22 protein-coding genes, 1 rRNA gene and 1 CRISPR repeat array are annotated in these 25,057 nt (G+C 46.3%); of the genes, 5 read left to right on the top strand and 18 right to left on the bottom strand.

What is annotated here, in order from left to right:
- The first annotated feature begins 101 nt into the window (after window positions 1-101).
- A CRISPR array of direct repeats spans window positions 102-1,588; the repeat unit is 25 nt; unit sequence GAAACTCCCATAAGGGAGTAGAAAG.
- Window positions 1,589-3,605: 2,017 nt separating this feature from the next.
- The 14 genes from QW284_00005 to QW284_00070 form a co-directional block, all read right to left on the bottom strand.
- Entirely contained in the window at window positions 3,606-5,192 is a 1,587-nt protein-coding gene (locus QW284_00005) for a TM1812 family CRISPR-associated protein (GenBank protein MEM0338063.1), read from the bottom strand.
- Between the two features lie 43 nt (window positions 5,193-5,235).
- Window positions 5,236-6,198, bottom strand: a complete 963-nt coding sequence (locus tag QW284_00010) for an RAMP superfamily CRISPR-associated protein (protein MEM0338064.1) — start codon at window positions 6,196-6,198, stop codon at window positions 5,236-5,238.
- A 1-nt stretch (window position 6,199) separates the two neighbouring features.
- Window positions 6,200-7,393 (bottom strand): hypothetical protein, encoded by a 1,194-nt coding sequence (locus tag QW284_00015; protein ID MEM0338065.1) that lies wholly within the window; start codon window positions 7,391-7,393, stop codon window positions 6,200-6,202.
- A gap of 9 nt (window positions 7,394-7,402) precedes the next feature.
- Window positions 7,403-8,107: a hypothetical protein gene (locus QW284_00020; GenBank protein ID MEM0338066.1), complete on the bottom strand. Its 705-nt coding sequence runs from the start codon at window positions 8,105-8,107 to the stop codon at window positions 7,403-7,405.
- Between the two features lie 4 nt (window positions 8,108-8,111).
- The gene (locus QW284_00025; GenBank protein ID MEM0338067.1) at window positions 8,112-10,934 is read right to left on the bottom strand and encodes an HD domain-containing protein; all 2,823 of its coding nucleotides are present in this window, start codon (window positions 10,932-10,934) and stop codon (window positions 8,112-8,114) included.
- A 12-nt stretch (window positions 10,935-10,946) separates the two neighbouring features.
- On the bottom strand, window positions 10,947-11,255 hold the full coding sequence (locus tag QW284_00030) for a hypothetical protein (GenBank protein ID MEM0338068.1): 309 nt from the start codon (window positions 11,253-11,255) through the stop codon (window positions 10,947-10,949).
- Window positions 11,252-12,268: an RAMP superfamily CRISPR-associated protein gene (locus QW284_00035; GenBank protein ID MEM0338069.1), complete on the bottom strand. Its 1,017-nt coding sequence runs from the start codon at window positions 12,266-12,268 to the stop codon at window positions 11,252-11,254. The genes QW284_00030 and QW284_00035 overlap by 4 nt, the downstream gene beginning before the upstream one ends.
- Window positions 12,256-13,167, bottom strand: a complete 912-nt coding sequence (gene csx7, locus QW284_00040; protein MEM0338070.1) for a CRISPR-associated RAMP protein Csx7 — start codon at window positions 13,165-13,167, stop codon at window positions 12,256-12,258. Before csx7 ends, QW284_00035 begins: the two co-directional genes overlap by 13 nt.
- 2 nt (window positions 13,168-13,169) lie before the next feature.
- Entirely contained in the window at window positions 13,170-14,126 is a 957-nt protein-coding gene (locus QW284_00045) for an RAMP superfamily CRISPR-associated protein (protein MEM0338071.1), read from the bottom strand.
- Between the two features lie 21 nt (window positions 14,127-14,147).
- The gene (locus tag QW284_00050; protein ID MEM0338072.1) at window positions 14,148-14,606 is read right to left on the bottom strand and encodes a hypothetical protein; all 459 of its coding nucleotides are present in this window, start codon (window positions 14,604-14,606) and stop codon (window positions 14,148-14,150) included.
- 348 nt (window positions 14,607-14,954) lie between these two features.
- Complete coding sequence (locus QW284_00055) at window positions 14,955-15,491, bottom strand: hypothetical protein (GenBank protein ID MEM0338073.1); 537 nt, start codon at window positions 15,489-15,491, stop codon at window positions 14,955-14,957.
- Between the two features lie 1,365 nt (window positions 15,492-16,856).
- On the bottom strand, window positions 16,857-17,096 hold the full coding sequence (locus QW284_00060; protein ID MEM0338074.1) for a hypothetical protein: 240 nt from the start codon (window positions 17,094-17,096) through the stop codon (window positions 16,857-16,859).
- A complete protein-coding gene (locus tag QW284_00065) occupies window positions 17,044-17,892 on the bottom strand; it encodes a radical SAM protein (GenBank protein ID MEM0338075.1) in 849 nt (282 codons plus the stop codon). The genes QW284_00060 and QW284_00065 overlap by 53 nt, the downstream gene beginning before the upstream one ends.
- A gap of 14 nt (window positions 17,893-17,906) precedes the next feature.
- The gene (locus QW284_00070) at window positions 17,907-18,602 is read right to left on the bottom strand and encodes a metal-dependent hydrolase (protein ID MEM0338076.1); all 696 of its coding nucleotides are present in this window, start codon (window positions 18,600-18,602) and stop codon (window positions 17,907-17,909) included.
- A gap of 94 nt (window positions 18,603-18,696) precedes the next feature.
- Here QW284_00070 and map point away from each other — a divergent pair, with 94 nt between their 5' ends.
- The 4 genes from map to rrf all read left to right on the top strand — a co-directional run bounded on the left by map (window position 18,697) and on the right by rrf (window position 21,278).
- Window positions 18,697-19,626 (top strand): type II methionyl aminopeptidase, encoded by a 930-nt coding sequence (gene map / locus QW284_00075; protein ID MEM0338077.1) that lies wholly within the window; start codon window positions 18,697-18,699, stop codon window positions 19,624-19,626.
- A 96-nt stretch (window positions 19,627-19,722) separates the two neighbouring features.
- Window positions 19,723-20,817: a DUF1512 domain-containing protein gene (locus tag QW284_00080; GenBank protein MEM0338078.1), complete on the top strand. Its 1,095-nt coding sequence runs from the start codon at window positions 19,723-19,725 to the stop codon at window positions 20,815-20,817.
- A gap of 1 nt (window position 20,818) precedes the next feature.
- Complete coding sequence (locus QW284_00085) at window positions 20,819-21,133, top strand: hypothetical protein (protein ID MEM0338079.1); 315 nt, start codon at window positions 20,819-20,821, stop codon at window positions 21,131-21,133.
- A 26-nt stretch (window positions 21,134-21,159) separates the two neighbouring features.
- A 5S ribosomal RNA gene (gene rrf / locus QW284_00090) occupies window positions 21,160-21,278 on the top strand.
- A 29-nt stretch (window positions 21,279-21,307) separates the two neighbouring features.
- Here the strand turns inward: rrf and tmk are convergent.
- On the bottom strand, window positions 21,308-21,901 hold the full coding sequence (tmk, locus tag QW284_00095; GenBank protein MEM0338080.1) for a dTMP kinase: 594 nt from the start codon (window positions 21,899-21,901) through the stop codon (window positions 21,308-21,310).
- Window positions 21,902-21,969: 68 nt separating this feature from the next.
- Here tmk and QW284_00100 point away from each other — a divergent pair, with 68 nt between their 5' ends.
- Window positions 21,970-22,869: a cysteine synthase family protein gene (locus QW284_00100; protein MEM0338081.1), complete on the top strand. Its 900-nt coding sequence runs from the start codon at window positions 21,970-21,972 to the stop codon at window positions 22,867-22,869.
- A gap of 62 nt (window positions 22,870-22,931) precedes the next feature.
- On the opposite strand, the gene QW284_00105 is transcribed toward QW284_00100, so the two are convergent.
- The 3 genes from QW284_00105 to QW284_00115 all read right to left on the bottom strand — a co-directional run bounded on the left by QW284_00105 (window position 22,932) and on the right by QW284_00115 (window position 25,044).
- Window positions 22,932-23,195, bottom strand: a complete 264-nt coding sequence (locus tag QW284_00105; protein ID MEM0338082.1) for a KEOPS complex subunit Pcc1 — start codon at window positions 23,193-23,195, stop codon at window positions 22,932-22,934.
- Window positions 23,192-24,349: a hypothetical protein gene (locus QW284_00110; GenBank protein ID MEM0338083.1), complete on the bottom strand. Its 1,158-nt coding sequence runs from the start codon at window positions 24,347-24,349 to the stop codon at window positions 23,192-23,194. Before QW284_00110 ends, QW284_00105 begins: the two co-directional genes overlap by 4 nt.
- A gap of 95 nt (window positions 24,350-24,444) precedes the next feature.
- Entirely contained in the window at window positions 24,445-25,044 is a 600-nt protein-coding gene (locus QW284_00115; GenBank protein ID MEM0338084.1) for a 30S ribosomal protein S15, read from the bottom strand.
- Window positions 25,045-25,057: the final 13 nt, after the last annotated feature.

Below are 25,057 nucleotides of genomic sequence, written 5' to 3' on the forward strand. Positions count from 1 at the left end.
TGACTAACATAGCCTTTGAAACCATGAAACTCCCATAAGGGAGTAGAAAGTGTCTAATGCCATATCCATACACAATTGACTAACATAGCCTTTGAAACCATGAAACTCCCATAAGGGAGTAGAAAGTGTCTAATGCCATATCCATACACAATTGACTAACATAGCCTTTGAAACCATGAAACTCCCATAAGGGAGTAGAAAGATGAAAATATCACGCCCACTATCATTCACAATGACAATCATTCTGAAACTCCCATAAGGGAGTAGAAAGAGACTAGCTGGAGTCCAAAACGATGATCATCGGATATATATCCCATGAAACTCCCATAAGGGAGTAGAAAGTCTTTTTCACTTTAGCAAGTTTTAGGATCATTTCAGCAATGTGAAACTCCCATAAGGGAGTAGAAAGTGTAATCTGGAACTAGCACAGTGTACACCTTTCTGTCGATTCTTATTTGAAACTCCCATAAGGGAGTAGAAAGTCTCATACAACCACAGGTCTAACTCATAAACCTCAGTTGAAACTCCCATAAGGGAGTAGAAAGTCTTCAACATTAAAGACCTCTTCCACAGACCGCTTCACAACAACAGAAACTCCCATAAGGGAGTAGAAAGAAATATCATACCATCACCTTTGCTCTAAAGCTAAATTGTTTGAAACTCCCATAAGGGAGTAGAAAGAACTCTCTACACGACTCGGGCAAAAAGTGAGCGTCCATATATCGAAACTCCCATAAGGGAGTAGAAAGTTTTAATGGCGCATGCAAGCCCCAGCAACTCTATCGAAGACAGGAAACTCCCATAAGGGAGTAGAAAGTTCAGCATACTGTTTAACCATATCCCTAAACTCTTTTGTAACTGAAACTCCCATAAGGGAGTAGAAAGCTGTAAACAGACCAATGAAAAATGCTAGTGCAAGTGCAAAGCGGTATTGAAACTCCCATAAGGGAGTAGAAAGAATGTACACCACTGTAACTTGGATACCAAAACTAAACATAACCATTCGAAACTCCCATAAGGGAGTAGAAAGTAAGCACGATGTGTGGGTAACAGAGATAAGGGTTAAGGATAAAAGAAACTCCCATAAGGGAGTAGAAAGTTTTCGCGGTCTTCGGAGGCGATAATGTGGGGGGTGAGAACGGTGGAAACTCCCATAAGGGAGTAGAAAGATGCACCACTTCAGAAACTGCTCCAGCATTTCAGAGTTATCCAAGAGAAACTCCCATAAGGGAGTAGAAAGTTCCACGCTCTGGAACCTGCTTCGGAATGATTATATATATCTCGTGAAACTCCCATAAGGGAGTAGAAAGGTTTCAAGTATTTTTGGTGGGTCGTTTGAGCTGAAGTAGATTTTCCGAAACTCCCATAAGGGAGTAGAAAGCATGTGGGGCAAGAACCATTGATACGTTGAGAAATGCAATCCGAAACTCCCATAAGGGAGTAGAAAGTCTTCATAGTCTATCTCCATCTTCCACACAACATTTGATATAACATGAAACTCCCATAAGGGAGTAGAAAGATTTGCACATATGGTGCAAAAGTTGAGCCGAATATACTCTCAAGGAAACTCCCATAAGGGAGTAGAAAGTTGATGGAGACTACGAAATGCAAGAAATGAATGTGAGCCCCATAATAGAGAGATATGGGGAGATGGTCGACTCCTTACTAAAGGGGTGCATGCCAAGAAATGAAGAGGGGGTTGAGCAGACGAAGACTTTCCCTTAAATGTTAGAAGGAAAGGTTCTGAGCTACGACGGTTGATAGGCGTCTAAAGCAATTGCTGCAAAATAGCTAGCTTCTAGCAACGTTGCTGGCCTGTCCTCATTCCTCTCTAGCCCCTTTTCCCAGATTCGTAAGATTCTCTATAATATCGTTTAACTCCTCTTTGGCCTCAACCCCATTTTTGTTGTGAGACTCATGAGAAAGTGTTGAGACGATAGATGTAACCATCAAATCTATATTTTCACAGCTGTGAGATGGGCAAACACGTCTCTATCTTCAGAAACCTAGGTGTGTCCAATCTCGTAGAGCCTGACATCATTGTTGCTGTCGCTACCCGGACTACCCAACTCAAAATCGTCTGAGTTGTGGAAGGCGAATAGAGCTAATATGTAATAGCTGTCAATTCTTTCGCAGTTGAAAAACCCGTTGCACATAGCTGTCACAATTTGAGCTGTTGGCAGAAACGGGGTTTCCACATAGACAATTTCAGCTCAGCCCGCTTCAAACTGGGCAGTCAATGATTGCAGCTCTAGCCGTTAGAGACCCAGTCAAATACTTTCTCTGCAAAGACATGGGGAGCCCAGCAAAAGTTTTGGTTAATCAGCCAGCCTACCCCGCTTCTTGAACCCCACATCAAACGATGAAAAGCCATGTATATAAGCCATCTGACAAACAGAGCAGGCGGGGCGGCAGATGATGATAGCCCTACCAGCTGAGCTGTGATGTAGACCAGAACCGTGACGCCGCCCCAGAATATAGTACTATGCTAGTCCAGTCTATAAAGTCTGCTGACAAATCTTGTTCGCAAACCCCGATCACATAGACCACACATAAACTCTACACATGAACTCGCTCATAGAGTCTGATGAAGCAACTCGACGAAGTGGAACAACCGAGCCCCGCAAGGAACCCAGATTCCGTCTCTGTCTAGTAGATGCGATAGCGGCTCCAACTAGCTAGAGCTGTGACCAGGGTCTCCAGCAAGACAAACAAGAAATGCTACAACCTGCCACCACCATCGCACTACACAATGTTGCAGAGGACTGTGCTAAGACCGGCGACCCCAATAAGCTAAGCAAACCAAGCAAGAGACCAACTATCACCAACAAAGCAGTGGGCAGAGCATAAACAAAGATAGTCCAAGCACATCTGCTGTTACGTAGTACTAGCCCCAGCACCCCACAATCACCTACCAAAACCAGGGAACCACCCCAGCAACAACCTCAAAACCCATTGCATCCCATCCACCATCTACAAAACAATTCACTGCATCAACATACATTGCATAGCATCACAATGCCACACCAAACAACAGCAATCCCAACAAAAACAATATACATCCCATGAGACGCTGTAGACCCACACCCCAACACACCCCACACCACAAAACAACACAATTTTACATACCACAACAAAGAATAGAGTTTTAAGCTTTTCATTTCTTTCTATATTCTGTACATACAGTGCTGGGTTTGCAAAGATATTTAAGGGCTTTAAAAGCTTTTATCACTTCGTGAGAACAATCTCTGTGTACACAATTTTGTCAACTCCTTCTCAAAACTCTTTATGGTGTTCATTGCAATAGCTGTATTGTAGCTATGGTCTCTTCAGATCATTGATGTTCTATGGCAATCGCATGGCGATTAACGCTAATCTGCTTAAAAGCTTTTATACCCCATTCAATCAGAAATGTATTGAACTGCTTCGAATCCACAAATGGAGACTCTCATCCAAGAGAACCAAGCACAGAATCCGATAAATGGAATTGAAAGACAGAAATGCTTAGAGTTTGACTCATGGTAGACAAGGGCATTCAACTCTCCTTCTGCAACGTGTTATTGAGGGCTTATACTGAGTTTGCTGAAGTCTGCGTCGCTATGGCCTTAGTCGCCTTTCGCAATTATCTCGTTGACGAGTTCTAGACATGCTGGTATATAGCGTATGTAGATCTTCTCGTTCTGCTTCTTTACCTCTACAATATTTCTTTCCAACCCGGCGTGCGCATAGAAGTGTCTCTCGTTGGCTTGGCATCTCTGCTCGGGCCTGCTTCTCGCTTTGTGCTCTGCTTCCATGAGTACTTCTCTCAGCTTCTCCCTCGCTATGGCATCTTCAAGGCTCATATTGAGGACTTGGATTATGGTGTTGTAGACTAGTGGCTTGGACAGGTCTACTCCCAGCGTCTCGAGGGCATTCACATGCTTTTCAATGTCTTGCACTTCGTACATGAGGATCTTCGATGCTATTCTACTGAGCCCCAGCTCCCCACCCAGCTTCTCCAACAGCTCTAGCTCAACCCAGCCCTCCCCAGCTTTGAAGTCGAGCTTGATGGCCTCCCTTAGCCTCTTCAGCAATCTCAGAGCTGAGAGCAGGTCCACAACCCCTGGGGTTACTGCATACTTGTGCTCAACTGTAACCGAGTCTCCCTCTAGCCTCACACTCCTAGAGTATAGAGCGTCCTTGACCTTGCCCTCGAGGCTGGATATATCCCTCTCGAGCTCTCCCAGGTCTAAGCCGGCCATCCTCGTTAATATGTATAGAACGAGTCCATAGCTAGACGCCCTTGTAAGAGCGTTCACCAAGTCTGTGTAGCTTTTGGAGGTGTAGTCGATGAGCTTGCTCAGCTCCTGAATCTCCTTCGGCGGCTCAACCCTCTCGAGCGCTCTCGGCTTTAACTCCTCCATGGAAAGGTCGCTGACTGTTGACTCGAAGAGCTCCAGCGGCTTCTCCTCATACGTTCTAAGCTCGACTAGGTGGATGTGTGAGGACTGGCCTGGCTCTTGTACCGGATCGCTATTCACAACAGCTACCACCACTTTCTTCCCCCTCAGCGCACTATAAAGCCTTATGGACTTGTGAACAGCCTCTCTGCCAAGCACCGGAAGGTAGTTTACACCATGGCTTATGTCTAGCACCACCAGGTCTGGGTCTACACAATTGAGAGCATCTGCTAAATCGATTAACAACGCGGCATATGTGTTGAGCGGCGACCCCCTATAGACAAACCTCCTAAGGTTAGAACATGCCCTGTACACACCAATACCTGGAAGCACACTAACGCTTGCAGCAAGCTGCTCACCTACCTCCTTAGTGTACATGTCTGTGAATCTCTCTAGAACCCACCTAGCCACCTCCACAACATCATTGTACTCGATATGGTCACTACACAGAGATCCCTCGACACGCCTGCCCACCTCCTCAACGAGCTTAGCCCTTGGATCGCCCTCAACAGCCTTACCTGGTTGCTTACCCGAGCTGGGCCTCGGCGGGGTTGCAAGCGTGTCCAGGCCATAGATCCTCAGATGCGGCTCGAAGCCCAGCCTCTTCAAGGCAACCGCTTCAACAATAGTCGTTGAGTAGGAATCTATACCCTCCCCCGGCACCCAACAACTAGGCTTACCCACACACCTCTTGTCATTGGGCACCACAGGGATGTATCTAGCTCTGTGCCACCCACCAGGGTAGCCCCACAAACCAATTACCAGTACATTGATATTCGTCATGGCGCTATCGCGACTAGGCGAACTCTTTAAGCAGTTCGCCAAGAGGTTTCTGAGCTAGGTTCTCGATATTTATCAGCGCATCAAGTAGTTTTGTTTTGTCGTTAATGGTATTCAGATCTATGTATATCCCTCTACTGTTTTCAAGATCTAGGAAAAGCTTGCCAACACCTATGGACTTTGCACCTCCAATAGATATCCCCACCTTGTTTAGATATTCTAGCACAGCTCTAAGTATTCTAAGTTCTGGGCCACCTCTTACAACATTCTTTATGGTTATATCTATCGATAGAGAGTCTAATGCTGCGTACTCTCGTGTGTATAGCCGTTGGGGCATTGCTGTAGAGCTCTGGCGAGAGATAGATACATGGGTAACAGTATGCGTAGAAACTATGTGTGGCTCTACCCTAAGCACAGATATCTTGGATCCTAGACCAGGGCCTCCGAAGAGCCTGCATATCGGGCACAGAGCTGAGAGCACTGGCTCTAGCTCTCTAGGCATTTTGTCGAGGCTATCAACACCCCCCATTATATTCGAAATCTCTGTAGCGGCATCATCGGTTAAGAAATGCCTGTAGAGATCTCTGTTACTGGTTAATACCTTGACTAAGTTCTTGACGAGGCTTAGGTACTCATCTCCGCGGGGAGAACATATATGTCTGATTATATCTTCCTCAGGTTCGCAGTGTGCCTCAGCGAAGATCCTGTCGGCTATGTCTCCAAATGCGTTGAGAGACACCTTGGCAATGGATTCTGCAGCTGATCTGAGAGCCCCTATGAAACTCGATGCAGGTATGTAGATCTCGCCGCCAACTCTGAATACGGGGGTGTATGCCGCCCCCCTCTCTGAGGCTATATGCACTAGCCCAAGACTGTTAAGGGGCTTGAACACCAGCTTTAGGTAGAGCACAGTGTTCAGCTTTTTCTCTCGCTCAATAAACTCTCTCAGCCTATTACCAACAATGTTGGCGTCTATCACTTTACACCACCTCTACAAAATCTTGTCTAATGAGCTTGGCGAAGTTGAATCCCTGAGACGATAAGCTGTTGAATCCTGTCGCTACTGTATAGGCTAGAAGCTCATGGTTGTACACACGCAGTATCTCAGCCACAGCCAGGGTTCCAGGGCTATTAACCTCCACAGGCAACTTTGGTAGCCCAGTTCTATAAGACCACCCATAATACTTTGTTGTGTGTCTGCCGATAACAGCGCGAATCTTTATCACAGCAGCTGTTGATCCAAAGACCTTCACAGTTATTTCGTCGCCTGTCACCACAGGTCCTGGCACACCATCTATGTTTAGCATTGGTGACGCTGCGTAGAGTACATATAGTTTGTTGTCTAGGTCAAATGGGTCAATGACTTTTGATTGGTCTATACTCTCTATGCATAGTCTCGATATCCCGAATCCTCGCCCACCACCTCTGCCAACTCTAACAACTAGGCAACTCTTATCATAGGATTTGAGCGCGTCAGCTATAGGCGAACCACTTTGAGTCGCTATAAGCCCTACAAACATGTTGCCAGGCTCTATGTACTCGTATGCATAGAGAGCCCCCGAAGCCGCGCTTCTGCGGGCTCTATCAACAGCTGTCTCTACGTAGATACTTGTGCTCGGCTCCGATACCACCCATCCACCAGCATCCCTAACTATTGTGTTTCCACAGGCACTTTTCATCTCCGTAGAGGACTTTAGCACCTCAATTGGGTTGCTAACAGCGTTTTTGAATGCCTTTACATCTGTGATGAGTGTGACATTAAATATCAGCTCCTTCAGAGCTTCTTCCACGCCATATTTCCCTGTTTCAATGTATTGTAGGAGCCTGTCTATGCCGAAGCTCAGCACCCTGGGGGATCCAGTCGCGTGCTTGAACATAAATGTGAGTGCATGTGCAAATGCCACGTCTTTGATTGGTATAGCTGTATCGGCTTTTTCGCGGGGCACATGTAGAGCCGGGGTCACACTGTGGCTTGGATTTAGAGACTCGCGGTGAGCGTCTGCACTTGTTATAGCGTTTTCGCTTAGAAGCTGTGAGAATAGAGCGCCTCTAACCACCGAGCCCAATATGTATTTGGATACGGTGGTGTAGCTCATGCCTCTGTAGCCCTGGGCGGAGGTCACGATGGCAGGCGTCAACAGCTCTAGTCTATACCTATATAACCCTATCTCCATATCCACCTCCTAAGAAACCTGGGTAACGGAGAGCACGTATTTTACATTCTCATCTTCTGCAATGTCCGGGGGCTCAATCTTTAAGATGTAGCTCTTTGCCGACGACCTTCTACCCACATACTTGTAGCGTAGCATAGCTATCGCTATGGTTAGTAGCCTAGCCACATCAGTAAGTTCGCTGAAATCGGCTGACTCGTACATTATCTCCCCATAGAACAGGGTTGCTGGGGCAACCCTAAGCTCTTTGAACAAAGCTCCTTTGGCAGCTCTAGCACATCTGTCGTCTAGCCTCACATGGGGCTCGATATAGGTACTTGGAGACAGTAGAGTGCTGTCCTTGAACAGATAGGCCATTGGCTCATCGTTTGCCAGTGCCTTAGCCGACTCCACATCTTTAACTGGGTAGAGAGGGCCGAACATGGTTGGCGACGGCACTACAGCAACTTTGTCGCTAAATGGTGTTAGGGGCCCAAATACCTTCAATATGATGTCTCTGCTCTGCACAATGCCTACTCTAGTGAGGTGGTCAAAAACCTCCTCAGCTGCTCTCCTCAGAACCCCCTTGATGTAGGTGTGCGGTATGCAGAGAACCTCGCCTCCTCGTGCATGCCTACAGGCTGTTGTAACAACATTTGCTTCGAGAAGCCCTTTGCCACTGCCCCACAGCCCACCACCCTCAAGCTTGAGCAAATAACATATTCTGAGACGAGCCATTGCATCAACCCCCAATGACTATTTCAACAAGGTTGTAGATGTCGAATAGAGGTGGCATATCTTTGCAGAGAAGCGATAGTCTTGCCATTCCCTGGTAAACACCTCTGCTCCTCTCCTCAACGCGGTTAGACTCTCTAGCTAGGTATAGACCTAGGACGAGGTTGTTAGCCCCGTGGTCATGGACTATGGTCATGGCTTCCTGTACCAATGACTCTATGTCCCGCAGAACATTCTTCAGATCCTCTTTGCTGGCTAGCTGTATAAGGATCTCCGTAGCTGTGCCCAGGTCATCGACTCTCTTCCCAATTCCTTGGCTTAGAAGCGCATCGAGAACTGTTAGCATGTCGTCGCAGCCCATACCCACACCCCTCTGAACAGTTACTACGAAAGGCTGTTGACTCAGTCTATAGCCGGTGGCAGAGTACTTTTTGAAGAGCTGTGCAACCTCTGTCTCGAAGAGCTGCCACTCGCTTTTGATGAAAGATACTGTGGCAACGAGCTTCGGGCCCAGCTTAAACACCCTCTCTTCTCGGAATCTAGACTTGCACCTCTTGAGCAGGTATTCAGCTGCGTCGAGGACATTCCATATGTTGTGTTTGGGCTTGGCAGCTGCTATAGCTATAGACAGGGTGAGCTCGCCGCCATTCAATCTCCAGAAGGCCTCGGCTGTGGCCAGAGCCAGCGGCAGAGCTACGCTGGAGGGCCATATAGCAAGCATATCGTCTCCACCAGCATATAGGGTACCTGCGAAAACCCTGGTAGCAATCTTGTCGAACTCGTCGATATTGCCAATACTGTTCCTGAGCCTTTGAAGCGCTGTTAGGAACCCCAGCTTCAAACCCATATCTATTCTAATGCTTCTGCACATAGCCTCAGCAATGTTTAGTGCCGACGCCATGTACTGCCCAGCGGCATTTCCATCAACTTTAACTATAGCAATCTTGCGCTGCTCAACACCAAGCCTATCTAGCTCAACTCCTGAGAGCCAGGAGATGAGGTATTGATACACCTCCTTAACCCTGTTCTTCTCGATTATGTCTCTAGCCTCTCTATAGCCTAGGGAGGCTAGGTACCCAAGCTTCGTTCTTATATACATGCCTGTGCCAAGGTCGTGCAGACTTCTGCACTCGGAACACACATACTCGCCGTTGAGATTCTCTGTAGCCGGCCTCCGTCTACAGTACTCGCATAGCACCTCATACCCCGTCTCAGTCAATCTTCTCATTGTCCTGCGAAGCTCTTTTCTTGCTGCAAGTTCGGCAACACCTCTTCTAATGGACCAGCCCCAACTGGATTTAAGCTCCGATAAAGCATAGGTCAAATTGATGTCGAAGCCAACTAGGCTCTTAACGTACTCAGCAACCTTCTCAACATCTGTGGTGCGCGACGGGGCAAAGGCTATTACAAAGCCCCCGCCTGCATAGACTATAGCGTCTAGCGAGAGACCGAGCTTCTCGATTATCGCTCTGGGGATGGCATATACTGTGCAGGCGTCTATCACAAAGCTTGTAGCTGTTAGTATTCTAAGCGACTCCCTCTTTATGAAACTCTGAATCCCTGCCACATCAACTACCAGCAGCTTGACCTCCTCTATGCTTGACCCAGGATCCTCGAGGAGGTCAGAGGGTATCAGCCGGGCTTTGAGGCTCTCAGCTATCTTCTTTACAACACTGCTGTACAGGTCGTTAGGCATAGAGAGCCAGGCATCCCATATCTTGGGCCCTGTCCCTGCAAAAAGATCCTCAACCTTTAGCCCACGCCCTTCAGCATATTTGGCGAGGGTGTCATGTACAATAGATGCGAAGTACTTGCTAAGCCTATCGATATTCGAAGACCTCTGGTCAGCTTTGCTTAGAATCTCTCCTAGCTCCTTTACTTTCACCTCCAATCCCAAACCATCTAGCTTAAATGAGCTTGGCAACTTCTCTACATCGTGATGCTTCTCTATGAGCTCACAAAGAGCTTTGTAGACCTCGTCCAAGCCCAGCCCAGACAAGAAGTCTTTGAGCCTGCTCTTCTCGATTAGCTCAACAGACTTCGCAGCATGGCTTACATAAACCCTATCTCTGTAGATCTCAACCCAGCTAGCGGGCTTGCCTATATCGTGTAGAAGCGCAGCTAGTCTAAGCAAAGCCAGCTCCAGTCTATGTTGCTTAGAGTTCTTCTGGAGGGAATCCCAATATTTGTTGACATACATTGCTACAGCCAGTCCTGTTGTGGCAATGGTGTGCGGGATTAGCTTAGATATGCTACACCCAGGCCTAGTATCTGAAGGCAAATTCAATAAGAGGTCGAGCCTCTCGAGAGCCTCTTTCATGTCCTGCGGTGGAGCCACAATTTCTCCGAAGTGCTTCACAAACTCGTTGATGGTCCCAGCAACCTTCTCGTAATCAAACTCTTTGGCTAATCCCCTCAAACTCCTGCCTTCACCCAGTATCTCCCGCATAACAGCTGTGTCTCTACCCATAATCCATGCGTAGAGCAGGTCTTGTGGAGACGGTGTCACAGCGCCGACCACTCCCTGAAGCTGTACCGGGGGTGTCAGCGGGGTTACGAAGTATCTGCGAAAGGCTATCGATATAGCGTCGGCGAGCCTCTCAAGCAAGCATATCGCTAGGTCTACCCCCTGCAAGTCTCTGCAAATCCTAAACGCCTGTTCCACACCTTGGAAGAGCGTTGAGACAGCGTTGACAGCAGACTCAACTAATCCAAGCAGCTTTTTCCCATAGTTCGAGAGCTTCTCCAGACTCACACTAGTTATGTAGGTCTGCTGTCCAGTCTCATCGATGAGAGGAGACTGGTGTGTCACAACTATGTAATCGCTCATCTATTCACACCTTCACAGTTTGGTCGATAGGTTCTCTGCTGACCTATAGTCTCTCCTTAGAACAGATTGGCTGTCGAAGACATACGGGCATTCCACATCATATCTGCCGACCCGGTTGCCCCCAGATATAACGTGGTATATGCACACCTCTCTACCCTTGTCCGATCTCTCTTTCGTCACTACTATGGCTAGCTTACTCCTCTTCACATCGCTAATCACATTGTTGTCCACGGTGCAGACAACTTGGCCTCTAGACGATAGGTCGTCGTCGTAAAAGACTATGAAGGCCTTCTTACCTAGGAGCTCCCCCTCGAAACTCACTTCGCAACCACCTTGTCTTTCACATCAGCTTCTGAAAATCCGTGTAGTTGCGATAGCTGGGGGTACCTGGTGAGGGTCTCGTCAATGGCCATGTCAATGAGTTTCTGCAACTCCTTTTCTCTGCAAATAATTTCGATGTGCTCGACACTGCAGTTCAGCCCCCACTTAGCGAGGGTCTCGGCGAATCGAAGTGGAGCTTTGAGCGCTACAACCATGAATCTCGCTTTGCCCATGTCGGGATACGCATATTTGTGTTTGCCGATGAGCACCGGTATGCCAATGGAGCTGCCCTTAGCTATGCCCATTGATATGAGCAGCGCCCCTATCTCCTCAAGCTTGAGTGCAGAGAACATGATTGAGCCTTTGAGTCTGGTGCCCGGCTTTATTGCATAGACCTTTTCCCCGTATGGCAGATCCCTCTTCTCGTAAGCTTCTAGACTACAGCAGAAGTTGCTTGGCATAACCCTGCCCACAACCCCTGGAGCCCCAAAGATGTCGCAGACAACACATATTGTATAGTCTTGCGTCTCTATAGGATTGCAATATGGGCCTCGATTCTCTGAAACTGCTTTCCAGATTCTTGCATGTCTCCAGCCGTGGGCGCCTGGTGGTGGAGGTGATGAAATTGGCTTGACATCGCTTCGCATACAAGATATGGCCGAGCCATCTTTGGCAGGGCATAGCTCTAGCCTAGCCCTTAAGAGACCCTTTATTGTGGAGCCCGGTATACACACACTATCTCCATAAACAACGTTGTCTATATAGTCGAGAGCAACATACGATGAAACCCTCTGCAACGCTTTTATATCACCTTTAATGAGAGCTTCTTCAACAGTATTTAGCAGGCTAGCAGCTGTTTTAATGTCGATTAGACGCTCCAGCCTCTCCCTACCCATAGACACATGGATATATGAAAGAGCCTCTATCTCAGCCTCGATAACGCCGCTGAGTGTCCCCTCCACCTCTATATCTCTTACAGTAAAAGCCTTTCTGGTCACAGCTATGCTAGACATGAGCTCCACCTCCAACCACTTTCAGACACCTTCCTAAGCTTCTGCAATGCACCTCTCCAAGCATTGGCAAAGTTCTTGAGCATCTCCAGCCAGCTGCTCTCCACCACCTTTACATCCACGTCCAACGGATCGAGAGCCGGTATAGAGTCTTTAAGTTCCGCACCCCCTCTATAGTCATAGCCATAAACTTTCAGATTCTCGATTTTGACCCAGCCAAAGCCCCGTGTCTTGAGGCCTCCAATCTTCAGAAGACCCATGTGCATATCCAGTAGGGACTCTGCAACAACGCCAATTGCATAGTTAGGTAGATTAACAAACTCTACTCTGAAACCAAACTTGGCGCCAGGCTCCACATACTCAACACTGAACAGAGCCCTGGGTTTTGCCACACCAGTCCTCCTATCGATTGCAACCATAGTTCTATAGCCAAGTCTGTACCCATCAGTGGGGTAGCTGTCATAGAACCTGATGTGCGAGACTAGGCCAGGGGAGCCAAACATTAGGCATGCCAAGCATATAGGCTTAGGTAACGCATTAGCTATGTTCTCCGCAAGGCTCTCATAAGAAGCCCTATGCTTTTCAAGCTCCTCAAACTCATCTCCTTTGAGACATGTATCCCCGGGCACACCACCACAAACAGCAAGCCCTGCACTCCTCATCAATTTAACAACATAGCTTCTGAAAACCCCTTTCAGTGACGAGCCAGGGATATAGGGGATGCTTTTGCCGTCAGCCGTGGTTATCTTGACAACCACCAGGTCTACAGGCTCGAAAGTAGCTGCAGCACGACCAGCTCCGACCCTGAGCGGCTCAATATTTGTTATAGTGCCCTCAAACACCACCCTTCTAACCAGCTTGTGAAGTCCAAACCATTCAAAAGCCTTGGCAGCTACACTCACTTTCACCACCTCGAAATCAATTCTCTTAGTGTAATGTTCTTCTCCTCAACTAGGGAAAGGTCTTTCACAACATAGACTACAACACGGGTTTTCTCGGGGTCTAGCCTCAGAACCCCGTGTCCAACGCTCTTCATACCACCAAACATTATACCTTGAGATGCAAACATCTTTAGATATGTTCTCAGAAGTTTACAGACATCGCTATCACATGCAGTGATGTCTATATTCTTTAGCTCTGCTCTGAAGCGCCACCTGTATCCAGGGGGTATGAATTCATATTCAAATAGCGCACCACTTCTAGCAGCCTCTCTAAACCGGTCTATTGCTACTCGTGCGCGTGTAGCTAGCTTAACCTCCTGATCTTTCACCGGATACACATCGAAGAATATGGCCTTAGAGGCGAGGGCTTGGTTGCCGAAGACCCTGCATATTATACATGGGCTATACTGCTTCAACACAGACAACAGATTATCTACAGACGACACCTGCACTATACTAGACATAATGTTGCTGACCACAGCTTCTGCATCTCTTATGCGCCTACGGGAAGCTATTTCAGCAATAACCCCCCGGCTTTGTTTATCAAGAAGTGTCTTCTTCAATTCATCGAAGCTTCTAGATTTTTGCGCCACTTGATACACATAGTTAAGGAATTCAACTGCAAAAGAGCATGTTGCATCGTTGAATAGTTCACACACCTTGTAGTTACCGGCTCTAGCCACAGCCTCTAACAGAGACCTAGTAGCACCTTTGATGGTAGATGCAGGAATGTATGGCACACCTCTAGGATCCCTCAGCACAGGAAGATCTACTTCACCTAACCCACCACGGCCTTTACCAATGCGAAGCGGTGTTTCATTAACAGCTTCACCTTCTATAACAGTAATCGACTTCAGAACATCGTGATCGATGCCTAGTACACGAAGTCCTTCCACAACCTTCTGAATCTCGCCACTCAAGATTCCAACCTTCTCGCATGATTAAATACGTAAGAGGGTTTTGAGATAAGTTTGTGCAAATCCTTGAGGTGCTTGCATGTTGGGGTTGCGCAAATAGTTGCTATATTGCTTTCGCAGATCATTTTGCGGATTAAGTTCCCAACACTCAAAGAACCACTTAAAATAGCTGAGAGCAATCCTCAGCACCTTTTGCTGTTCCTTTATATCCCTAACATTAGAGATGAGATTATTGAGTACCCGATACAATCTAGTACCGCTAACACGTTCCCATTCTTTTCGACTCATTTGACGAACCAGATAGAGTAGTAGTGTAAAACCATCAACAGTTTCATTAAGCTCTATAAGCTTGTTAATTTGTGATCGATCAAGATAATCGCATTTCCCATTTTCACATTTAATAGGGTTGACCCTTGCAGCAACAGCTGCTAATGCAAGCTCATCTAGCACATTACTGGGGGGCGTGGGAGCCGTATAGGACAAAGCGCCCGCCTGTATCTATTGCTTATGCACACATATAAAAACTTTGCTGTTGTGTTAAACCCTCTTCATGTAAAATCCATTTTAATCTTAGCAATTAGAGCACCAACTTTGGCTTGAGGATGTGGACGTGCTTGAATATCATGGAAAAACCACGGCGAATCAGTAACATAATGGCACCATCTTCTGTATACAATACTTTGGAGCATCACACATCAGCTGTTCTAGGGAGAGGCATGGTGCACTATGTTAAAAAGGTAGGTTATTGGCTACGAACAGCGCATATTGAGGTAGTTAACGCTTTCTAGGTTTCAGCTGAAAGTATTGAAAGATTTATGATAAGAGCTATTTCTAGAGGTTTATTTTTATTGGTATAGCTGCTCTATGCTGTGGTATTTCTATGTTTATTGTTGGTGTGCATATTCCCTGTGAAATGTTTTTTATTTGGATTTTTCTTAGCTGTTTTATTGTCTCTACATAGTCTTTATAGTGGCTTCTATCTATGTGTAGAATTGTCTTGGGATTGTCTTTGACGCTAGCTATTTTCATGTATTTAACGTGTTTGAACATTTTTGCTATCTCTACACACAGTCTAATGTCTTTGCATGTGATCTCGAGCTCCTCGGCATTTAGATAGTCGTCGGATTTCCTAGAGACTTTGGGGATTCGAAACCCCATATCTATTTCTACGAGCTCGGAGCTCTCTACATCCAATAGAGCGGCGTATCTCACCTCAGCTCCTGTCAAAATCATTTCGACAATGCATTCAATGCACTGCTCGATACTGCTACACTGCGAAACAGCATAGATGTTGCCGTAGCTCTCTACACAAACAGCATAAACATTGCAGTACGTCAAAAGAGAATTGCTGCTGGCTACACTACTCAAAACCAACCGCCACAACATCAACAAGCCTAGCGCCCCACACAACCAATAACTGATCTACATAAACCATAACACAATTTAGGATTTCGTTTTACAACAAAGTAGTAGCTCACCACCTTCACCCCCAAACAGCTGTTCGAAGAGAAAGCCAAGACTCGTTTATATAGCTATCTCCCACCTTTCTACCCTGCTATGAGGCCTCAACAAATTGCAGACAGGGTGTCCAAACACTGTCAGGGCTAGAGGATCTTCACCCTCTCTTCATAGTCTCACAACCGTGAAATCAAAAGAAAAATTGTTTTTAGTCTTCTGGCAGGTCTGGGGGTGGTCTGAGGTCTGGGGAGGTCATTTTGTCGATGTCTTCTCCGAGTGCTGTTGCAGCGACTGTCAGCATTCGGTCTATCAGCGATATCTTTGTGATTGTCGGCAGGTCTTCTTTTGCCTCTTTCAGGTAGTATTTGAGTAGCTCTGCCTTTTCCCTGTCAACTCTTTCGACTATTGGCAGCAGGGTCTCCTCGATGTCCCTTATGAGCTTCTCTACCCTGAGCCTAAGCTACGACAGCCTTTCGCTTTGGTCTGCCGTATTTGAACACCTATACCACATCCTTTTCTAACCCACTTATAAACTCTATCATAGCATAGGCCAAATAGCCACAGCTTCTGCATATCCCGTCTCTAGCAAAATTGAAGCTGCTAACCAACTTGCGTTAAAAATATTAGTCATTTGATTAAGGATTGTACAAACGAATCTGCAAGACGGTGATGAGGTTTCTGGTATCTGAAAACTGATGAAACCCTGCCTCACTGACCCCCAACCCACAAAAACAGTTTGAAAAAGACTGTGCCACAGTCCAAACCATACCACACCCCACACTAATTTCTAGTATAACATGGTAAAAGTCTAATAGCAACTTCCAACTCCATTTATCGGATTCAATCTCGGCTATCTCATCCTATCACCTTTTTCAACGGCTTTTGCCTTTCAATTCCATTTATCGGATTCTGTGCTTGGTTCTCTTGGATGAGAGTCTCCATTTGCGGATTCGAAGCAGTTCAATACATTTCTGATTGAATGGGGTATAAAAGCTTTTAAGCAGATTAGCGTTAATCACCATGTAATAATCTTCGACTATCAATGATCTGAAGAGACCATAGCTGCAATACAGCTATTACAATGTCTCCCATGGGAAAACTCTAGAAAGAGTTGACAAAATTGTGTACACAGAGAACTTTGCTATGAAACCATAAAAACTTTTAAAGCCCTTAAATATCTTTGCAAACCCAGCACTGTATGTAACGAATATGGAAAGAAATGAAAAACTTAAAACTCTATTGTTTTGTGTGTTCTGTGTTCTTGGGTCTATGTGTTTATTGTTTGGTGTTGCTGCATGGTTTTAGTAGCATCTTTTTTCTTTGTGGTGATGGTTCTTTGCATATTGTGCCCTGTCTTATCATTTCGGCTACAGTTTTTCTCAGCTCTATGCCGTCTATGTATATCTGCTCTTCTGTTTCTAGCTGGTCTCTAAGCTCTTCGAATGTTATTCCGCTTGGGTTTCTAGCTATTACCTTCGCTATGGCTTCTCTGAGGCTCTTCTCTGCAGAGCTCATAGAGCTTCTCCTGGTCTACTATCTTGTCTGGGGGTCTTATCGCTATCCATGGTGCCAAGCCCTTTTTGCATAGCCTTTTCTGGACTGCTGGATAGAGCTTTACATACTCTATCTCCATGCTGTCCACAAGCCTTGTGTCTATTGTCGCCAGCCTCTCGAGGAGTTTTGCAAGCGTCTCTTTTTTGCAGAAGCTTATTGTTATTGCGACTCTCGTCTCTATGCCGCTGTCCAACAGGTTTTTTACCGCTTGTATCTGTGTGTTGAAGAAGCTCTTCTCAGCCCCCGTTATCGTGTGGAACTCCTCCTCGCTGCAGCCCTTTATCGACACCCTGGCCACAACAAACCTGTATCTGCTCAGCGCCTCTGCCAACCTCTTGTCATAGCCTATCAGAACCCCGTTTGTCTCTAGTATGAACATCCCCCTCCAAATGTCTCTAAACATGTTTAGGTGGTCTAGCAGCTGCAGGAGGTGTTCAAAGGCTATTGTCGGCTCTCCCCCACTCAGCCTAGCAAATCTATAGCCGTTTTGACTGGCCATCCCAACCAACTTTCTTGCGACATCAACAGGTTTGTGGTAGTCCCCGACAGCCCTAGCGTTTCTGGCTAGACTCCAGCAGTATACACATCTAAGGTTGCAGCCTGTTGCATAGCCTGTTGCAGAGCCTCCGTAGAACCTGGTTGGCGCAAGCCCAAAGTACTTTCTCGCCACAGCCCCTCCAACATCCACTGAGACAAGCTTCTCAACTGCTTTCGAGAGCTCTATGGGGTTGTAGCCAGTGCCGAGCTTCGTATCCATGTAAACTCCTTTGGCTATACCCTTATGGACTCGCCCGGCTTTAGGATCCTCACATCTACGCCGGGGACCCTCTCCCTAACCAGGGCCGCAAACCTGTTTGGGTCAGCTGATATCACATCGAATGTGTTGTAATGCATTGGTATAGCTATAGAGGGTCTGAGGAGCTCAACTGCCTTCACAGCCTCCTCAACACCCATAGTGAAGTGCCCTCCTATTGGAAGCATAGCCACAACAGGTTTGTAGAGCTCGTGGATAAGCCTCATGTCCCCGAAGACCCCTGTGTCCCCGGCATGGTAAAACGACTTGCCCTCACCCAAAATGACAACACCTGTTGGAGAGCCTGTTGAGGAGCTGTGGAAGGCCGGTGTTAGGACAGCCCCAATCTCTGGGCCAAGCCTTATATAGCCGCCTATATTGGCTGGGACAGACCTGTCGACAGCCCCGGCCTTTCTAGCTATCTCCTCGGCGAGCTCATATACAGCTACTATCCTAGCCTTCTTATACCTCTTTAGAAGCTCCTCAGCCTCTCCCACGTGGTCCCCATGACCGTGGGTGACAACAATAAAGTCTATCTCTTGGTAGTCTCTAGCAAAGGACTCGACGCTTCTATAGGGAGACAGGGGGTTTGTTATCCAGGGGTCGACCAAAAACCTGTAGCCACCAACCTCTACAACAAAGGCTGCGTGGCCAAGCCACCTAATCAAAGCCAATCAAACCACCTCAAAAAGCTTTCTGCTCAAACAGTAAAAAAGGTTTGCTAAAAAGGTTTCTAGCTACAGACAGCTCGCAGGTGTGCGAAGATCTATGATGGGGCAGGAGGAGATCGAGAGCTATGTCAAGGCAGGTCAAATAGCATGCAAAATCCTTAGAGACTCCACAAAGATTGTTAGACCGGGGGCGAAGGTGATAGAAATTGCTGAGCAGATCGAGAAGAGGATTGCTGAGATGGGTGGGGAGCCAGCATTCCCAGTAAACATATCTATAAACGATGTGGCGGCCCACTACACGCCAGAGGCTGGAGACACTCTCACAGTTCCTGAGGGGGCTGTCGTGAAGATAGATATAGGCGTTCATGTGAATGGCTACATAGCAGACACAGCCATTACAGTAGCACTCGACGACAGATACAACATGCTTTGCGAAGCAGCTAAAACAGCTCTGGAGAAAGCCGTTGAGGCGGCCAACATAGGGACAAAGTTCAGCGAGGTTGGCCACATAGTCGAATCTGTTATAAAAAGCTATGGATTCAAGCCAATATACAATCTGAGTGGGCATAGCCTAGACAGGTTCTCTATACATGCGGGCGAGGTAATCCCAAACTACAGAGACAGGCTTGTTCTCGGCTCCTTCAAGGCGGGGAGGGCATATGCTATAGAGCCCTTCGCAACAAGCGGAGATGGATATGTTACAGAAGGTAGAAAGACGCTGATATACGCGCTAAGGCCAAACCCCAAGAAGCTTTCGAAGCTTGGCCAAGAGCTTCAAACAGTCTTCAACACCATATACGATGACAGAAAGACACTGCCCTTCGCACTGAGGTGGTACACAAATAGGTTTAGCCTCGAGCTCCTCGAAAAGGCTGTGAAAGCCTTTGTCCAAAGCGGTCTAGCCATAGCTTATCCAGTCCTGGTCGAGAGGAGCGGGGGTGTGGTGGCACAATTCGAGCACACAATACTATTCACAGACAAGGGGGAGAAGATAGTTACAACAGAGTGCCTGATGCAGCCCACCTAAGCTTGTTATTATAAACAAAAAGTTTTATATCCACAAAAACTGTTTTCTGGATATAACTAAAGAAGGTGATGATACACGCTATACATGGTAACAAACATGCAGATCGGCAACGACTGGAACAATATAATATCCATACTCTTCTGGCTCGTATTCATGCTATACTTCTTCACGGACCTCCCACAAAAAACACAGTTTCTGAGATACGAAAAAGGTGTTGCAGCAAGGCTAACAGTTGTTGAGGGCCTTGTCAAAGAGAGCATATCCAAGGTGAAGACATACCTATCCAAACTGGGCGTAGGCAACATAGATACAATAATAGGAAACTCGCTAGAAAACTACTTCGCTATAGAACCTGTCTCCATAGAGCCGACAGACATTATAAAGAGGCTTGACCACATAATAACAGCCAACGAAGACAAATTCAAAAAGGATCTGCAAAACTCCATGCCGAACATAGGCAGACACATGCTGAACAACATAGCAGTCTCGCTAGCAGTTGCCTCAGCCCTCTACACAGTATTCAAGGTTTTGAGACACTACTACCTGCTTGGGAAGAAGTATGAGAACTGGGTTCTTCTAATGCAGCTATACCTACTCCTCCCACAGCTGCTAAGAGAGCTTATGCCCTATGTGAGAGCTGTTGACACATTCATAAAAGGTGTTCCAATAGGAGACTCGGCAGGCGCCATGGTCGCCTACAAGCTTGCTGGGCTAGCGCCCAGAATAGATATTGAGGAAGACACAGTATACTCAATCACTGAAATAGATGGCAGAAAAGTCTATGTGATAAAAGCAAAGGGGCCTGGAGCAACAGTTGGAAGACCCGGAAAAGCTGTTGCAAAAATTGCTGAGATGCTAGAGAACAAGGTGGCTAGAATCATAACAGTAGATGCAGCACTAAAGCTCGAGGGAGAGCCAACAGGTCTAGTTGCAGAAGGCTCTGGAGCAGCAATAGGCGATGTCGGGCCAGAAAAAATAGAGATTGAGAGAACAGCTGTAAAGTGTGGCGCACCACTAGACGCTGTAATAATTAAAATGGGTAACGACGAGGCGATAAACCCAATGACAAAAGAGATTTCCGATGGAGTTGAAAAAGCCTATCAAAAAGTTCTAGAGATTATAAGGAATAGAACAAAACCCGGAGACAATGTAATCGTTGTGGGTATTGGAAACAGCGTTGGTGTATACTAACATGATCACAATGCAGACAGATGTCCTAACAATAATACTTGCAATTATAATGGCAGGTCTACTGATATACCTAGTAATCTCATCACTCGACTACTCAAAAAGAAGAAAACAATTCTTAGGAAATGAGAAAATAAGCTTCAAAATAATGACTGTTGCCATATGCCAGCAAAACGACTACACAATCGAGAGAGAGTTTAGAGAAGGGGATTTCATAGGGAAGGTAGATGGAAACTGCCCAAAATGCGGTTCGCCAGTAATAGTAACAAAGATATATGCTGTTCCACAGGAAAAGACACAAAAATCTTTTAAACCCTAGCAATTATAGATAGATAATCGGCGACCCGACCCGGCCATAGCGGCTGGGCAACACCCGGACTCGTCAGATCCCGGAAGTTAAGCCAGCCGCGTTGGGTGTGGCTGTGGCTTCCGAGAGGGGCCGCAGCCCACCCAAGCTGGGATCGGGTCGCCGCCTAATTCCTGCATATCAACCCTATAGCTGTAGTCTCTCAATAATGTAGCTGAACACCTCATTAATGCCCTTGCTCGCGTCTACAACAATCCAGTTCTTTGTTGGGTATCCCTCGCCTATTAGCCTCCAGTACATTTTTCTGACCTTCTCCAGAAACTCAATGTCTTTTTCAAATACGTCGAGATTCTTTTGCTTTGCTTTTCTCTCTACAGCTTTTCTAGGCTCTATATCGAGATAGATTATTGTGTCTGGCTTTGGCATATCGAGATACTCTATGATTTTCCTCGCCATTTCGTAGTCGAATCCGAGGGAGCATTGATATGCTATTGTGGAGGTGTAGTACCTATCCATTATAACGGTGTATCCGCTTGAAAGCGCTTTTTCGACTTTGGGCTTCTCTCTATACATGTCTAGTATGTATAGGAAGAAAAGTTCTTGGTGTGTCAATCTTATTTTGGATTCTAGAAAGAGTTTTATTATGGATCCATATATCGAGGTGTAGTTGGGGTATGAGAATAAGGTTGCTTCAAGCCCTTTTCTCCGGATATGCTCTACAACCATTCTGCTCATAGTAGATTTGCCGGCTGCGTCAATACCCTCAAAAACTATTAGCATGGCTATGCACAAAAACTTTTATGGCTTTGCTACAGAATATAAGTTCTTCAGTGTTTGCCGGTGTCTAAATGGTGTCAGATATTCTGGAACTTATTGGAGGCACCCCAGTGATAGAGATTAAGAGTGTGGGACTCGAGAATGGCTGTAGACTATTTGCAAAGCTAGAGTATTTCAATCCTACTGGCAGCCACAAAGATAGGATAGCGCTGTACATGGTGAGAGGGGCCATAAAGAGGTTTGGGCTAAAACCAGGCAATTATATTGTCGAGGCGTCTAGCGGCAACACAGCTATTTCCGTGACATTCGTAGCTAGGAGGCTTGGACTAAAACCAGTTATAGTGATCCCCAAGTCGACTAGCAAGGCAAAGGTCAAGATACTAGAGTTTCTAGGCGCCGAGATAATATTCGGCGATGAGGATCCAGCCTCGGAGAGCTACTACATAAGAATTGCTGAGAGGGTTGCGAGAGAGAGAAACACTGTTTTCCTAAACCAGTATGCAAACCCCGACAACGCATTGGCGCACTACGAAACGACTGCCAGAGAGATTTGGGAGCAGATGAATGGCGATATAGACGCTTTTGTCATGGGTGTTGGGACAGGGGGTACTATAACAGGTGTCGGCAGGTTCCTAAAGGAGAGGAAACGGGATGTGAAGATAGTGGCTGTAACCCCGAGGGGGTCGAAGCTTGCTGGAGGTGTTGGGGAGGATAGGATAGAGGGGTTGCTACACAAAGATGTTCCACCACTCCTAGACAAGACAGTGATAGACAGGGTAATCGAGGTTTCCTATAGCGAGGCGCTTGAAATGGCGCTTCACCTAGCGAAAGAAGAGGGCATATTGGCAGGGATATCCTCAGGTGCCAACATAGCTGGGGCTATAAAGGTTTCTAGAGAGCTTCCAAGGAACTCCAAGATAGTTACAATAATTGCCGACTCTATATTTAGATACGTAGAGGAGATTCAATAGTCGTTCCAAACCTATGTGAAGAAACGATATGCTACTAGCTCTTTCCATCAAGCTGGTTTAGATCAAGAGGTGCTAGCACTATGAACCTCGTTAACCGTTTTCATGGCTATGGATACATGTTCTAGAAGATCATCTACAGTATTTCTAAACGTTAGGATCTTCGTATTTGAGCCTCTAACTAGTATCTTCATAACGTTGCCCTGGCATGTAACATCGATGGTTATAGAGCTTGGAGCTGTTTTGTTGTCTGGCTCAACCGCGTTTAGAACAGATCTACACATGTTTTCATCGCTCATCACTATCTCTATGCTTAGCTCCAACATCATTTTATGACATCACCAACGCTTTGAATATTTGGCAACACAATATAGTTTCTATCTATATTCAGCTCCTTTTCCAGTGGCCACCTAGCCTCAACTAGTTGCAGGGGCAGTAGATACTCTTTGCCGTTTGTGAAAACCGTTATATCCTCTGCCAGCCCAACACCCTTCAAGATTCTGTACAATGTGTAGAGAGGTGGTACACTAGGCTCTGTCGATATGTCGACAACCCCTATTCTGATGCCCTTGACAATAAACCTTTTTATTGCCAGCCCCTTTATCAGATTGTCTATAAAGTTTTTGAATTGCTTTAGAGTTGAATACATCCTAGCCACAGCATAGCCCACTATCCTAGGCTCCAAGGTTATGTAGAGAGGTGCCTCAGCCCCCTTAAGATCAAGGTAGAACGAGAGTGCATAGACAGTCTCGTACAAATCTACAACACCCTCAACATTTTTAACAATTATTTTTGGCCCTATAACACTTGGAGCGCCTCTTCCATAGCTAGAAACTATTTTCTCAACCTCCTCGGCAACACCCTTCACAATATCCTTCTCCTTAGCGGCTAAAACCTTGCTCACAATCTCTGAACCAGCTTTATCGTCTAGCGAGACCCCCACGATATAGGGCTCCAAAGTTTTTGCAAGAGCTTGGGCAGCATCTATTCTTGGATAGCCAAAGAGTCTAAGACTCTGTGTATACTCCCACAAATCCTTTGACACCGCCTCCTCCAACACAGCCTTATGAATCTCCACAACATTTTCATCATAGAGTGTAGAGCGGGCAATCGATAGCATGGCCGACATGGACAATGCTTCGATGGTCTTTGGAACAATCCAATAGTTTTTGATATTCCTCACGAGATGTATAGATGTGGACTGCACTATGCTTACATCCCTCTCCAGAAAATCGTCTATTGAAACATATCTCGTTCCCGGCAAGGGGCTTCTTTGCATCACCCCAACTCCGATGGTAATACCATCGCCACTGGGTTTAGACGCTGAATAATATGGGGCTAACATAATGTCTGCTTCATATTCTTTGAAAAATCTTAGAAGAAGAGATGCCGAGAAGATGCTGTCGATTGTGGGGGCATAGACGATGTAGACCCCCTTAACCTGTTTAACCAGAGCCACAAGCTCCTTGAATTGCCTAGCCACAGCACACACCATTTTATAGAAGAGACAAAAACTATTAAATACTTTAAAAGAAATACTTTAAGAAGCGAAAATAAGATGAAACAGCATCAGAATTGCTACTGCTGTGCCTCGGAAGACTCTGGCTGTTGTTGCGATGGTTGTTGCTGACTCTCTTGAGCTGTGGTTGCTGGTTGTGTTACTGTACCGGCAGGTGCCTGGCTAGGGGATTGTGCCATGCCCTGCTGCAGTACTGCGCCAAGATACTGAGAGACAAGGAGCCTTGCTCTCTCAGGATCATATTCGAAATCTGGGGGTAGTTTGCCCACACGCTTATAGTATCTTATCAATGCTCTTATCTTAGACTCTGTCTCTATTAACCCCCTCTTACTCGTGAAATCCTTTGGCTGTTCAGATAGATGCCTCCTCAGATTCACTGCCTTGGCCATTAGTCTAAGCAGATCCTCTGGTATGGGCAGTGCAACACCATGTTTCTCAAGAATCTTTGTAAGTTTCATACCTGTAACTGATTTGACTAGTGGAATCCCATACTGGTCTCTCAGGATAACCCCTATCATAGATGGGGTGTACCCCATCCTAGCTAGCTCAACTACAATAGCCTCAATCTCATCCTGTGAATATCTAACCCATTTTGGGGGGCCAAGTCTTGCAGGCCTAGTTGAATGCGACTCTCCCTTATCTCTCCTTTTACCAGCCATACCATATTCACAC

This window comes from Ignisphaera sp. (assembly GCA_038735125.1).
Taxonomy (GTDB): domain Archaea; phylum Thermoproteota; class Thermoprotei_A; order Sulfolobales; family Ignisphaeraceae; genus Ignisphaera.